Genomic DNA, 13446 nt, shown 5'->3' with positions numbered 1-13446 from the left:
CGCGTACTGGATCGCACTGATCCGGTTCAGGATCCGCGCCACCCGGTTCGGCCGGCCACCGCGGTACATCCATCGGTCGAACTTGTGCGGCCACCGCGAACTCATCGCGGCTCAGAGCTCCGGTACTGTCAGCAAGGGCTCGGCGACGGTGTAGGTCACTACCGGGCCGTCGCGGCAGACCAGCAGGGGTCCGAGCTGGCAGTGACCGCACAACGCGATTCCGCATTTCATCGAGCGCTCGAGCGACACGTGGATCCGGTCGGATGGCATCTGTGCGCGGAGCAGGACGCGGGCGCTGAAGCGCATCATCGGCTCCGGGCCGCAGAGGAACGCGACAGTTCGCTCCGGATCGAGCCGGAGCCGGGCTAGCGGTTCGGTGACGAAGCCGACGGTACCGTCCCAGCCCGCGGCCGGCTGGTCGACGGTGAGCTCGACGTCGAGGTCGTCGCGTGCTGTCCAGGCATCCAGCTCGGCACGGAACAAGAATTCGTCCGGCGTCCGCGCCCCGGCGATCACCACGACTCTGCTGTACGCCGATCGCGCGGCGAGCGCGGACAGCACGACCGGACGCAGTGGTGCCAGTCCGACGCCGCCGGCCACCACCACGAGATCGTTGCCAGCAGCACCTTCTGGTGCCCACGTCGTACCGAACGGACCGCGGACACCGATCACGGTCCCGGGCCGTGCGTCGTGCAGTGCCCGGCTGACCGCTCCGACGGACCGGATGGTGTGGGTCAAGGTGCCGTCGTCGCCGATGCCGCTGATCGAGATCGGCACCTCGCCGACGCCGTACGCGTACATCATCGCGAACTGGCCCGGCCGGAAGCGATCCAGCGACCGGTCGATCGGCTCCAGCTGAATCGTGGCCGAGTCGTGGGTCTCTACCGTGCGGTCGATCACCCGGTAGCCGACGGGCAGCATTGGCTCAGTCATGGCTGTACAGGTCCAGCAACCGTGCCCGCGTGGATTGCAGCCGGTCGAGTACGACGGCCAGCAACTGCTGCGTCAGCAGGTAGCCGAGCCGCGGATCCTGGTCCGCGAGCACCTTCAGCTGTGCGGCGTCGAACACCGTCGCCTCGACAGTGCCGACCGCGCGGGCGCCGAAGTGCCAGCGGTACGGCGGGATCAGCCACGACCAGCCGAGCAGGTCGCCGGCTCCGAGAGTCTGGATCACCACATGACCGCGGCCGGGAACCGTCGTGTCGAGTGCGACGCGCCCGTTCCGGATCAGCCAGCAGTACCCGGCGTGGCCGCCCTCCTCGAACAGCCGGTCGCCGTCCTCGTAGAACTCCTCATGAGAAGCGCGGAGCAGTGCCTCCCGCTCAGTCGCGGTCAGACCGTCGAACAGGCCGGCGCTAGTCATGAGCGGACTCGGCGAGCCGGCTGATCTCTTCGGTCAGGTCGATTCCTACGGGGCACCAGGCGATGCAGCGGCCGCAGCCGACGCAGCCGGAGCCGCCGAACTGGTCGTACCAGGTGCTGAGCTTGTGGGTGAGCCACTGCCGGTAGCGGCTCTCACCGGAGCTGCGGACGCTGCCGCCGTGCACGTGGGAGAAGTCGAGTTCGAAGCAGGACGACCAGTGTTGCCAGCGTTCGGCATGGTCACCGGTGAGGTCGGTGACGTCCTCGGTCGTGGTGCAGAAGCAGGTCGGGCAGACCATCGTGCAGTTGCCACAGGTCAGGCATCGTTCGGCGACGTCCTCCCAGTGCGACGACTCGCGGCTACCGGCCAGCAGCGCTCGCAGGTCCACCTCCGGCATCGCGCGTCCCATCCGGTGCGCGGCCATCTCGAGCGCTGATCGTGCAGCGCCCGTCTCGTCCGTGGTCGCGTCGCGATGGTCGATCCGGGCGAGTAGCTCGCGTCCGGCGTCCGTACCTGCCTCGACGAGGAAGTGATCGCTCATCTCGGTGAGAGTCAGGTCCGCGCCCGGTCCGGCGGCGGGACCCGTGCCCATGGAGGCGCAGAAGCACACTTCGCCGGGTTCGGTGCAGTTCACCGCCACGATGAACAACGCCTGGTGCCGGGCCTGGAACGAGCTGTCCGGATACGTGCCGCCGCCGAGCACGTCGCGAAGCTTCCCGATCGCGGCCAGGTCGCAACCGCGGACACCGAGCAGCGCGTACCGCGGCGTCTCCTCGTCTGCACCCTGGAACGAGCCGTCCGTATCCGATGACCACAGCTTGCGGCGGGGCGGATGCAGGAACGTCTTCCAGGACTGCGGTCCGGCGGAGTGGGCGAACATCGCGTCGTCTTCACGCCGGTGGAGGCGGTAGTGCCCCGGACCTGTCTCGACACCCCAGCCGGCGGGCAGTTGGCCGGCATCGGTCAGCTCGGCCAGTTCGATCGCGCTGCCGGTCATGGTCGGCCCGATCACCTGGTAACCGTCGGCGATCAGCACCTGAACGAGCGTGCCGAGTTCGTCGGTGTCGATCGTCGCGTGACCCATGCCGTGATCGTGCTGCGTCCCGCCGTACCACTCCAGGGTCGAAGGTCCCGGCAGAGGCGGCCGTCGGTCCCTGGTGGACACGCCCGCCACCTGGTGTGCTCGCAGGGATGAACACTCCGACGCTAGCGGTCTTCAAACTCGCCTCGTGTGACGGTTGCCAGCTCACTGTGCTGGACTGCGAGGACGAGCTGCTCACGCTGGCCGGGAGGGTGCGGATCACGCACTTCCTGGAGGCGTCCAGCGCGGTCCGGCCCGGTCCGTACGACGTCACGCTGGTCGAGGGCTCGATCACCACGCCGGCGGACGCAGAGCGGATCCGGCAGATCCGGGCGGAGTCGCGCGTTTTGGTGGCGATCGGCGCCTGTGCGACCGCCGGCGGGATCCAGGCGTTGCGGAACTTCGGCGATGTCGCCGAGTTCGCGTCGGTGGTGTACGCCCGGCCGGACTACATCGAGACGCTGGCCACCTCGACGGCGATCGCCGATCATGTCCCGGTCGACTTCGAGTTGCGCGGTTGCCCGATCGACCGCCGCCAGTTGCTCGAGGTGCTGACGGCCTTCCTGGCCGGCCGCAAGCCGGACCTGCCGGACACCTCGGTGTGCACCGAGTGCAAGCGCCGCGGCCTGACCTGCGTGATGGTTGCGGATGGTACGCCGTGCCTCGGTCCGGTCACCCATGCCGGGTGCGGTGCGCTGTGTCCGGCGTACAAACGTGGTTGTTTCGGTTGCTTCGGCCCAATGACGAAGCCCAACGTGGCAGCGCTGATCCCACGGCTGCAGGAGTGCGGGATGAGCGAGGGCGATGTCGAACGGGTGTTCCTCACCTTCAACGCCGCGTCTGGAGGCTGGTCGTCATGAGTCACCGCGCGAGGCAGCTGAAGGTGAGCTCGCTGGCCAGGGTGGAGGGGGAGGGCGCGCTCCACGTCATCGTGCGAGACGGTGACGTGGAGCGCGCGGACCTGCAGATCTACGAACCCCCGCGGTTCTTCGAGGCACTGTTGCGTGGCCGGAGCTACACCGAGCCGCCGGACATCACCGCGCGGATCTGCGGGATCTGCCCGGTCGCCTATCAGACGAGTGCGTGCACTGCGATCGAGGACGCCTGCGGGGTTCCGGTCGGCGGCGCGATCCGCGAACTGCGGCGGTTGCTGTACTGCGGCGAATGGATCTCCAGCCATGCGCTGCACATCTACCTGCTGCACGCGCCGGACTTCCTCGGCTACCCGGACGCGATCGCCCTGGCGACCGACCATCGCGACCTCGTCGAACGTGGCCTGATGCTGAAGAAGGCCAGCAACGCGATCCTGGAGCTGGTCGGCGGCCGGGCGATCCACCCGATCAACGTCCGCGTCGGCGGCTTCTACGCGGCGCCGACGCGTGCCCAACTCGACCGGTTGGCCGAGCAACTGCGACCGGCGCTCGACGCCGCGATCGCAACGGTCCACTGGGTGGCCGGATTCGACTTCCCCGACCTCGAGCTGGACCACGAACTGCTTGCCGTTCACGATCCGGCCCGCTACGCGATCGAGGGCGGTACGACGCTGCGCCGCACCGCCGGCGCCTCCTTCGCGGTCGATGCCTTCAGCAACCATGTCGTCGAGGAACACGTTCAGCGCTCGACCGCGCTGCACGCCAGCCTCGACGACGGCCGGTATCTCACCGGTCCATTGGCCCGCTACACGCTCAATCACGAACGACTGTCACCGCTGGCGCTCGGCCTCGCGGCTGACGCGGGTCTCGGAGATGAGTGCCGCAACCCGTTCCGGAGCATCGTGGTCCGGGCGGTCGAGACCGTGTACGCCGTCGAGGAGGCGCTGCGGCTGATCGAGTCGTACTACCCGCCGGTGCCGTCGTACGTCGACGTACCGGCCAGGGACGGGGTGGGGCACGGTGTCAGCGAAGCGCCGCGGGGCCTGCTGTACCACCGGTACGGGATCGGGGCCGACGGCCAGGTCCGGTCGGCGACCATCGTGCCGCCGACCTCGCAGAACCAGGCCGCGATCGAGGACGACCTCCGGCGGACAGTGTCGGCCAACCTGCATCTCGCCGACGAGCCGCTGACCCGGTTGTGCGAGCGGACGATCCGCAACTACGACCCGTGCATCTCCTGCTCGACCCACTTCCTGGACCTCACTGTGGAGCGGAAGTGAGGACAGCTGTGGTGATCGGGGTCGGCAACGAGTACCGCCGCGACGACGGCATCGGGCCCGCCCTCATCGCCGCGCTCGAAGACCGCTGGCTACCCGACGTGAAGCTGCTCGTCTCCGACGGCGAGCCGGCAAGACTGATCGACGACTGGGTCGGTGTGCCGCTGGTGATCGTCGTCGACGCCGTCCTGTGCGAACCGTCGACACCAGGCGCGTTCTACCGCACCGACGTGCCCCTCCACGACCACGGTCACCAGGACGCCCCGGACCTCGAGAGCCACCCGCATACGGCTGGTTCGCACAGCCTCGGCATCCCTGACGCCCTGAGGCTCGGACAGGCGCTGGATCGCGTGCCACAGCGGCTCGTCGTCTATGCGGTCGAGGCAGCCGACGTCGCCTTCGGCACCGAGCTCTCAGCCCCGGTCGCGGCAGCCCTGCCCGGACTCGTTCACGCCGTGGTCCGCGAGCTGACGTCGCTGCCCCAATAGAAAGGAGCGGGGGAAACCAACCGCCGCTACAGCAGCGGGCCGAGATGTACGGTGAACGGCTGGGGAACCGCTGCTCCGGACCCTTATGCCTGACTTCCCTCGCCCACCTTCAGTACACCTCGGACAGCCGCCGCACCGGAGGGGCAAACGTCACCTCCACGGAGGACTTTCAGCCCGGGGCCGTCCAGGTGTGGGCGTCGCCCGGCTTGAGCAGTCGTGTGTGTCCGTAGCATCGGACGGCGATGGCAAGGCCCGGCCCCGGATCGACGGTGACGGTGACGGCCGTGCTCGAGACCTCCGCCACCAGCCTGTGGCCGCGGTAGCGCAAGGCCATGCGGAGTGTGCCGAGCTTGGCCGGCCAGCGGGGGCCGAATCGCAGGACGTCGTTGGACGTCGTCAGTCCGGTGAAGCAGCGCTGGATCAGGTCGGCGCTGCCTGCCATCGCGGCGAGGTGGATGCCCTCGGCGGTGGTTCCGGTATGCGGTGCGTCGCCGGCGTCACTGTGCAGGGCCTGCTCGAGGAAGGCCAGTGCGCGGTCGGGATCAAAGGCCGCCAGGCCCCAGGCATGGACGACGGCGCTCAGCGAGGAGCCGTGGCAGGTGCGCGCGAGGTAGTACTTGACCGTCCGGCGGATGAGGGCGGCGGACAGCGGGTATCCGAGCCGCTCCATCGAGCTGTAGAGGTCCCGGCGCGGCAAGAGGTAGAGCAGCATCAGGACGTCGGCCTGTTTGGAGACCTGGTACGACGACACATCGTGGCCTTCCGCCTCGAGGATCCGATCCAGCCGCCGGATGTCGCCGTACGTCGTCCGGTACCGCGGCCAATCGAGCTCGGCAAGTTGCTCGTAGCCCTCGAACTGGCTGATCACGCCGTCGTGGAAGGGCACGTACATGCGGCGGGTGAGCTCGTCCCAGTGGTTACGCTCTTCCTGCCGGAGTCCGAGTGACTCGACGAGTTCGATCCGTCGCCAGGCCGGCAGCCGATCCAGTGCGCGGGCGGCCATGCCGAACAGCCAGACAGCCATCACGTTGGTGTAGGCGTTGTTGTCGATGCCAGGACCCGGGCGGTCCGGGTACGACGTGTGGAACTCGTCGGGACCTACGACGCCCTTGATCACGTAGCGGTCGCGCGCCGCGTCGTACTCGGCCAGGTGGGCGAAGAACCGGGCTACCTCGATGATGACTTCGGCGCCATGGTCGCTGAGGAAGTCGACGTCGCCGGTGGTCTCGACGTACTGCCACATGCTGTAGGCGACGGCCAGGCCGACATGCCGCTGGCGGAAGGTCGCGTCCTCGGTCCAGTGTCCGGACAAGGGATTGAGGTGCAGTCGCGGGCTTTCCTCCCTGCCGTCGCTGCCGGACTGCCAGGGGTACATCGCGCCCGGGAAGCCTTCCTGCCGCGCTGCCAGCCGCGCGGCGGGAAGGCGGCGGTGCCGGTAGCGCAGGAGGGCGCGGGTGAGTTCCGGTGTCCGGAGCGTCAGGACCGGGAAGACGAAGAGTTCGTCCCAGAAGACATGTCCGCGATAGGCCTCGCCGTGCAGTCCACGCGCAGGTACGCCGGCATCCGCGTCGATGCTGTGCGGTGAGACCGACTGCAACAGGTGGAAGTTGTTCAACCGGAGCGCGGCGAGTGCCCCGTCGTGCGACTCCTCGAGAGCCAGCTCGAACCGGCGCCACAGCTGGGACCACGCCAGGACATGTGCCTCCAGCAGATCGCGGAAACACGGTGCGTTGCCCAGCGCGAGTTGCGCGGCCAGCTGAGGTTCGGAGATCCCCACATCACGCGAGCCGTGGATCGCTGCGACCTTCTCGACGGTGACAACGTCCCCTGCCGTCACATCGACCGTGAGTTCGGCGTACACGGAGGTGCCGTCGGTGGAGGTGCTCCAGTCGGGCCGGACCGATCCGTTGTGGGAGGCAACGGTTCGGGTGCCCACGGTGATCCGGTGGCGGGACTGGCTCGTCGTCGCCGTGACCAGAAGATTGCCATCGGCAATTAGTGGTGAGAGGTCGGTGAGGTGGCGGGCAGCCAGCTTGCGGTACCTTTCGACGCCGGAGTTCGTGATGTTTCCGCGCACCGCGGAGCCGATCCGGAGCCGGCCGGACCAGCCTACGACCGTGACAGCGAGCGTCTGGCCGGCGATATGTGGATCGGCCATGCTGGTGAAGCGTCGTTCGATCCCACGTACTTCCCGGCCGTCGCCGGCGCGGAGCCGGAACCGGCGGGTTGCGACGCCGCGCCGGACATCCAGCTCCAGGTCGTACTCGAGCACCTCACTGTTGTCCGGCGTCAGCCAGTTCCCGTCGTCGACGGCGACCACGAGCGGCAGCCAGTCGGGCAGGTTGACCAGGCTCTCGTTCTCGACACCCACCTCGTCGACCCGGTCGGTCAGACGGTTGTAGTAGCCGGCCAGGTACGTTCCCGGGTAGTGGTGGTCGCCCGCGACCGATCCGGCCCAGGCGCCGCGCGTGGCGACGTACCCGTTGCCGGTCGTGCACAGCGCCTCCCGCCGGCGCTCGTCCGCTGGGTCGTATCCGCTGAACGCGAGAATCCACTCAGGCGCGACGCTCATGCCTCGACTGTGCGCTGCCCTCCGGGACCCGCGTAGAGCCGAAGGTCCTGTTCCGGCCTCGCGGGCCTCAGGCGTGCCTCGGAGCGGTGAGTAGGACCACTGTCACGGACTGTGCGACCTTGACTCTAGAGCGACTCCGCACTAGTCCGATTTGGTGGGGGTCGAAGGCATCCGCTGCGAACGAATCGGATGGGCCCGGACGGCCGCACCGGCCGCACTGGTCGTCAAGAACAACGATTTCAACGGTGGCTGATCTGGATGCGCTTCGGTGGCGGCTGGAACGCGATGACCTCCGTGTCCGGGCCGGGCGACAACGGTGACGGTCACATGGATGTGCTGGCGCGGCAGAGCACGGGGCAACCGTGGGTCTGCCCGGGTAATGGCACGGACGGTCGTCAGCGAGCCGGACCGGCAGGGTAGAAGTGCCCGTGGTGCTGGACCGGACGGCCCTGGTCGTGAGGGTCTCGGGAGCGGAGGGTGGATAGAGGTTGAGTTGACTGAAAGGGGACGGCGATGGCTGGGACGAGACGATGGAGTGTCGACATCTTCATCGACGAGCACGAGGACGAGCGGATCACCAACGCGGAGGCACGTCTGCACACGAACGACAAGACTCATCTCGTCGGTCACGGCAGTGCGCACCGCCATCCCGAGGACGCCGAGGTCGCCGAAATTGGCGACGAGCTCGCGGTCGCGCGAGCTTTGTCGAATCTGTCCCACGAACTGATCCACGCCGCCGCGTCCGACATCGAGCAGATCACCAAGAAGCACGTCCACCTGAAGAGCTGACACGCGATGCTCGCTGCCGGCTGGACTCCTGCAGGCCCGACCGGGCGGCGGTGAGGACGAAGACCTGGAAGCAGCTCGAGCAGTCGTCGTCCGCAGCGCCGATCCACGTGACACCGAGCGGCAGGCTGCGTTCGACCGGAGTCGGCTACGCCGCCGGACCCGGACGGTTCCACGCTTGGCGGCTCCGGACAGTTGGAAGCCGTCGCACGTGTCGCGAGCGCGGCCACGGGCCGGGTCCGCGCGGGCGCCATGACGTCGTGCCGCACGCCCTCCGGGGCCGCGCGCTGTCCTTGGACTCCCGTCAGAAGTCCAGTAGCTGTGCCACGGTCAGCGCGACGAAGATCGCGATGACGGCGATCGCGATCAGCCGGATTCCGATCCGCACGGGTCGGCTCCACCGGGGGAGTTTCTCGGTGTCGGCGCCGGTTCGGTGCTTGTTCATCCGCTTCTCCTTCGATCGGCGGCGAGCGGCACCCGCCCGCCGCTGTACGACGAAGGTCACCGATCGCTCGATCGCCCCGCCGGCTTTTCGGACTCGGACTTGCCGGCCTCGTCGCCGGTCGTTCCCGGCGCAGGCTCGGCTTGGTGGCGTTCCTTGTAGGCCTCGACGCCGAGGTGGCGGATGAGTGCCTTCTCGGCTGCGGTCGGGCCGCTGGATCGGCGGCTTGCGGCGGAGCGTTGCGCGTCGCGCTGGGCGCGCCTGTTCTCGAGGTCGCTCATGGCCGACTCCTTCCTCTCACACCATCAGCACACACCCCGACGCGCTCACCCAACAGAGCAGAAGTTCCCGCCCCCAATGGACCGGACGGCCCTGCCCCGCGCTGGACGGACCCGACTTTGAGAAGCCACCAACCATCTCGGCGCCAGTGAAATGGTCGGTGGCTTCTCAAAGTCGGGTGGGGTGGGTGCGGGGTCAGTGTTTCGTGAGGCGTTTGCGGCCGGCACGCCACCAGGTCCAGGTGCGGTGGAGGCTGGTTCGGGCGGGGCGCATGTGCCAGCCGATCGCGGTGGCGAGGCCTGGTACCGAGGCCAGTGCAAGCGCGCACAGGATCTCGGTGACGTTCAAGACCTGCAGGCCGAGCAGGTCTCGCAGTGGTGCGAGCGCCAGCGGAAGCACCTGAGCAGCCAACGCGCCGGCCACCGCGAGGTCGAGGAAGCGCAGCCGCCTGCCGTCGGGCGGACTCGGCCGGCGGAGTGCGATGGCGACACCCAGCTGGGCGAGACCGAGTACGAGGTAGCTCATGGTCTGCCACGGTGCTCCCACGCTTCGGGCCCAGATGGCCGCTGTCATGGTGACGGTGGCAATGAGTGCGCCGGTCAAGGCGATTCGCTTCCACAGGCCCGCACCGAGGATCTGTTCCTGGGGTGAGCGCGGTGGTTGCTGCATCGTCTCGGGGTCGGCGGGCTCCGCGCCGATGGCGACGCCGGGGAGACCGTGAGTGAGCATGTTGATCCACAGGATCTGGCCGGGCAGCAGCGGTACGGCGAAGCCGAGCAGCGGACCGATCAACATCACCAGGACCTCGGCGAGACCGCCGCTCAACGCATAACGGAGGAACGTGCGGATGTTCGTGTAGATCCGCCGGCCTTCCTCGATCGCGGCCTCGATGGTGCCGAGGTCGTCGTTGGTGAGGACCAGGTCAGCGGCTTGCCGCGCGACTTCGGTACCGCCTTCGCCCATCGCGACGCCGATGTCGGCGCGGCGGAGGGCTGGGGCGTCGTTGACGCCGTCGCCGGTCATCGCGACGACGTGACCGTGGTCCTGCCAGGCGCGCACGATGTCGAGCTTCTGCTCCGGACGGATGCGGGCGAAGACGTGCCCGCTGGTCGGGTCCTTCCCGTTGTCGATGTCCGAGCCGGTGACGACATCGCCGTTGTGAACACCGATGCGGTTCGCGACCGCGAGCGCGGTGCCGGGTGCGTCGCCGGTGATGAGCAGGAGGCCGATCCCGGCCTCGCCGAAGGTGGCGACGACGTCTGCGGCGTTGCGCCGTACCGGATCTGTGATCGCGATCAGGCCGACGAGCCGCAGTCCGTTCTCGGTACGGGGAGCGCTCGGCGGCACGAGTTTGTCCGCGACGGCGAGTACGCGGTAGCCGGCTTCCGATAGCTCGGCCGCGACTGCCTTGGCGTGATCGAGGTCGCCGTACGGCGTGACGTCGGGGGTGAGCATCACCTCCGGGGCGCCCTTGCCGATCACGAGGACGTCGTCGGATCCGGGCGACAGGTGGAAGGTGGTCATCCGTTTGCGCGCACTGTCGAAGGGCAACTCGTGCGTTCGCGGGTACGCAGCGCGGAGGTCGTCGGGGTCGACGGCTCCGCGGTGGGCGAGCGTGAGGAGCGCGGCCTCGGTGGGATCACCGATCGGTCGCCAGGCCGGGTCGTCGTCCGTCGGCGCTCGCAGCGCAGCATCGTTGCACAGGGCAACGTCGCGCAGCAGATGCTGAACGTCGGGGGAGACGCCGGGTGGTACGAGGTCACCGGCGGGGTCGTAGCCGGTGCCGGTGGCGACTGCCGTGCCGGATTCGGTCCACAGGCGTTCGGCCTGCATGAGGCCTTCGGTGATGGTGCCGGTCTTGTCGGTGGCGACCATGGTGACCGCGCCGAGCGTCTCGACCGCGGGCAGCTTGCGGACGACCGCGGCTCGCTGCGCCATCCGGTGGGCGCCAATGGCGAGGGCCAACGTGACGACCGCGGGCAGCGACTCGGGTACGGCGGCCACCGTGAGGCTGACCGCGGTCACGACCATGCTCGGCAACGGGAGTCCGCGGACGAGACCGGCGACGGCGACGATCGCGGACAGTGCGACGGCCACGATGCTCAGCATGCGGCTGAGCGCGGCCAGCCTGCGTTGCAGCGGAGTCGCCCGCGGCCGCTGGTTCGACAGCAGCGCGGCGATTCGCCCGAGTGCGCTGCCCGATCCGGTCCGGGTAACGGTGCCGGCGCCGCGACCGCGGGTCACGACGGTTCCGGCGTACAACTCGTCCGTCGCGTCCTTCTCGACCGGGACCGATTCGCCGGTGAGGGTGGATTCGTCGGCCTGGAGCTGGATCGCGTCGAAGAGTTCGAGGTCGGCGGGTACGACGTCGCCGGCCTGGAGCAGGATCACGTCCTCCGGTACGACGTCGGCCGACGGGATGACGGCGGTGCGGTCGTTGCGCCGTACGGTCGCCTGCGGGGCGGCCAGCCGGTTGAGAGCGGCGAGTGCGTGCTCGGCACGTACTTCTTGGATGACGCCGACGGTGGTGTTGAGCACGACCACGACCAGGATCACGGCCAGGTCGGTGAGGTCACGGAGGCTTGCGGTAAGGACCGCGGCGGCGAGGAGGAGCAGGATCATCGGGTCCCGCAGTTGCATCAGCACTCGCCGCCAGGTCGACGGTGGGCGGGGAGCCGGAATCGTGTTCGGCCCGTGCTCGATCAGCGCGAGCGCGGCCTGGTCCGAGGAGAGGCCGCGCGGAGGCGCCTGCCGAACGGTCATCGGTCAGGTTCGACGTCGCGCCGCGACCCGGCGCGGTCGAGCAGAAGGACCGCAACGGCATCGCGAACCCGTAGTCTCACCGAACTTACCGCCGGCCGTATGGCTTGGGTCGCGGCAGCGACAGCAGGGTCCAGACGAAGACGAACAGGACCACCAGTGTGACCCGCAGCCCCTCGGACCAGTCGCTCGTCCAGACGGCCGTGGCCAGGACCTGGGGGAAGAACACGATCCAGGTGAGGATCTCGACCACGATCGGCAGGTCGCGAATCCAGGTGGCGAGATCGTCGAGCTGGCTCTTCTGCATCAGGACGAAGAAGACGATCCACAGTCCGGTCATCCAGACGAACCAGCTGCTGGAGGAAGCCGGAGCCCGACGGACCTCGGTGGTCGACGACTTGGACATGATGGCTCCTTCCTCGGCGTACGGAGGAGACTCCGCGCTTCGAGCATCTGTCGTGCCGGGACTCGGCGCACGGGGCGTTAGTCCTGCTTCGCACGGGCCGTTGCGCTCTGCGCCTGCAGGCTCAGGTAGCACAGGCCGGCCACCGGAACTGGTCCCCAGAACTGCACGAGACGCCAGGACAGAACCGCGAGTACGGCGGCCTGGCCGTCGACGCCGAAGCCGAGGAGGGTCGAGATCGCGATGCCCTCTACCACGGCGATGCCACCGGGCGTCAGCGGTACGGCGGCCGCCAGGTTGGCGGCGCAGTACGCGAGGAGCAACGGGATCGGGTTGAGCGGCTCGCCGTAGGCGGCGAGGAACGTCCAGAGGACGGCGGCGTCGAGCAGCCAGTTCAAGGTCGCCCAGATCAGGAACGCCCTGCGCACCTCGTGATCGGCCAGGAGGTCGCGGAGCCGGAGCGCGACCGAGGCGATCCAGGGTCGCGTCCGGCGGGGAAGCCGATGGAGCGAGGCACGCAGCAGGCGTGCGGCGAGTCGCTCGAGCGCGGATCGTTCGCGGACGGCGAGTACGCAACTGGCCATGGCGGCCAGGCCGATCAGGAACATGATCAGGTACGCCGAGGTCGCGTCCCGCAGGAACAGGGCGGGGATCGAGGTCAGCCAGGCGATCAGAAGCAGCGCGGCGTACGAGCCGATGGCTTCCGCCGTGATGGTTGCCGTGATGTTGGACGGTCGCGCGCCACCGGCCTGCAGCAGCCGGAAGCGAATGGCGGTCGCTGTTGCCGCGCCTCCCGGTATCACGTGGCTCACGCCGTACCCCGTGACGTCGGTGCGCAGGATCCAGGAGAACCGCACCTGCCCGCTGCCCAGCAGAGCACGAGTGAAAAGCGAGTAGCTGACCAAGCAGCAGGCCTCGAGCACGATCCCGGCGATGACCCAGGCCGGGTTGAGATGTGCGACGCGGGCGAGGGATTCGCGGGCCAAGGTGAGTTTCGGGAGGACGACGTACTCGACCACGGCGAACACGACCACGAGCGAAGTTGCGGACCAGACCCACCGGTGCCAGGCGGGCCTGGGCCCGGTCGCACCGTCCATGGGTCGCTCCCTTCCACGATGCAGCT

At 68.7% G+C, this 13446-nt stretch carries 13 protein-coding genes; 4 read left to right on the top strand and 9 right to left on the bottom strand.

Annotated features, from left to right (window positions below):
- Nucleotides 1-111: 111 nt before the first annotated feature.
- From E0H45_RS21665 to E0H45_RS21655, 3 genes are read right to left on the bottom strand one after another with little or no spacing between them, the layout of a single operon-like run.
- Complete coding sequence (locus tag E0H45_RS21665; RefSeq protein WP_202872431.1) at nt 112-933, bottom strand: FAD/NAD(P)-binding protein; 822 nt, start codon at nt 931-933, stop codon at nt 112-114.
- Nucleotides 926-1363 carry a Crp/Fnr family transcriptional regulator gene (locus E0H45_RS21660; RefSeq protein ID WP_131339961.1) on the bottom strand — a complete coding sequence of 146 codons (438 nt, stop codon included), beginning with the start codon at nt 1361-1363 and terminating at the stop codon, nt 926-928. The genes E0H45_RS21665 and E0H45_RS21660 overlap by 8 nt, the downstream gene beginning before the upstream one ends.
- On the bottom strand, nt 1356-2447 hold the full coding sequence (locus E0H45_RS21655; protein WP_131339959.1) for a 4Fe-4S dicluster domain-containing protein: 1092 nt from the start codon (nt 2445-2447) through the stop codon (nt 1356-1358). Before E0H45_RS21655 ends, E0H45_RS21660 begins: the two co-directional genes overlap by 8 nt.
- A 107-nt stretch (nt 2448-2554) precedes the next feature.
- Here E0H45_RS21655 and E0H45_RS21650 point away from each other — a divergent pair, with 107 nt between their 5' ends.
- Genes E0H45_RS21650 through E0H45_RS21640 form a run of 3 tightly spaced genes read left to right on the top strand, consistent with a single transcriptional unit; the run spans nt 2555 to nt 5081 of the window.
- On the top strand, nt 2555-3304 hold the full coding sequence (locus E0H45_RS21650) for an NADH-quinone oxidoreductase subunit B family protein (protein ID WP_131339957.1): 750 nt from the start codon (nt 2555-2557) through the stop codon (nt 3302-3304).
- Nucleotides 3301-4596 (top strand): Ni/Fe hydrogenase subunit alpha, encoded by a 1296-nt coding sequence (locus E0H45_RS21645; protein ID WP_131339955.1) that lies wholly within the window; start codon nt 3301-3303, stop codon nt 4594-4596. The genes E0H45_RS21650 and E0H45_RS21645 overlap by 4 nt, the downstream gene beginning before the upstream one ends.
- Entirely contained in the window at nt 4593-5081 is a 489-nt protein-coding gene (locus E0H45_RS21640) for a hydrogenase maturation protease (protein ID WP_131339953.1), read from the top strand. Before E0H45_RS21645 ends, E0H45_RS21640 begins: the two co-directional genes overlap by 4 nt.
- A 169-nt stretch (nt 5082-5250) precedes the next feature.
- Here E0H45_RS21640 and E0H45_RS21635 read toward each other — a convergent pair whose 3' ends face one another.
- On the bottom strand, nt 5251-7653 hold the full coding sequence (locus tag E0H45_RS21635) for a glycoside hydrolase family 65 protein (RefSeq protein ID WP_131339951.1): 2403 nt from the start codon (nt 7651-7653) through the stop codon (nt 5251-5253).
- A 513-nt stretch (nt 7654-8166) separates the two neighbouring features.
- Between E0H45_RS21635 and E0H45_RS21630 the strand changes: the two genes are divergently transcribed.
- A complete protein-coding gene (locus E0H45_RS21630; protein WP_131339949.1) occupies nt 8167-8442 on the top strand; it encodes a DUF1876 domain-containing protein in 276 nt (91 codons plus the stop codon).
- A gap of 301 nt (nt 8443-8743) precedes the next feature.
- On the opposite strand, the gene E0H45_RS42525 is transcribed toward E0H45_RS21630, so the two are convergent.
- The 5 genes from E0H45_RS42525 to E0H45_RS21610 form a co-directional block, all read right to left on the bottom strand.
- Entirely contained in the window at nt 8744-8884 is a 141-nt protein-coding gene (locus E0H45_RS42525; RefSeq protein WP_165546536.1) for a hypothetical protein, read from the bottom strand.
- 56 nt (nt 8885-8940) lie between these two features.
- A complete protein-coding gene (locus tag E0H45_RS21625; RefSeq protein ID WP_131339947.1) occupies nt 8941-9162 on the bottom strand; it encodes a hypothetical protein in 222 nt (73 codons plus the stop codon).
- A gap of 193 nt (nt 9163-9355) precedes the next feature.
- On the bottom strand, nt 9356-11923 hold the full coding sequence (locus E0H45_RS21620; RefSeq protein WP_131339945.1) for a cation-translocating P-type ATPase: 2568 nt from the start codon (nt 11921-11923) through the stop codon (nt 9356-9358).
- A gap of 85 nt (nt 11924-12008) precedes the next feature.
- Entirely contained in the window at nt 12009-12326 is a 318-nt protein-coding gene (locus tag E0H45_RS21615; RefSeq protein ID WP_131339943.1) for a hypothetical protein, read from the bottom strand.
- A gap of 77 nt (nt 12327-12403) precedes the next feature.
- Nucleotides 12404-13420, bottom strand: a complete 1017-nt coding sequence (locus E0H45_RS21610; RefSeq protein ID WP_131339941.1) for a lysylphosphatidylglycerol synthase transmembrane domain-containing protein — start codon at nt 13418-13420, stop codon at nt 12404-12406.
- Nucleotides 13421-13446 lie beyond the last annotated feature (26 nt).

It is taken from the genome of Kribbella soli (assembly GCF_004331345.1).
Classification (GTDB): Bacteria; Actinomycetota; Actinomycetes; order Propionibacteriales; family Kribbellaceae; genus Kribbella; species Kribbella soli.
The sequence above is the reverse complement of the archived record's forward strand: the minus strand, read 5'-3'. Positions and strand labels throughout refer to the sequence as shown.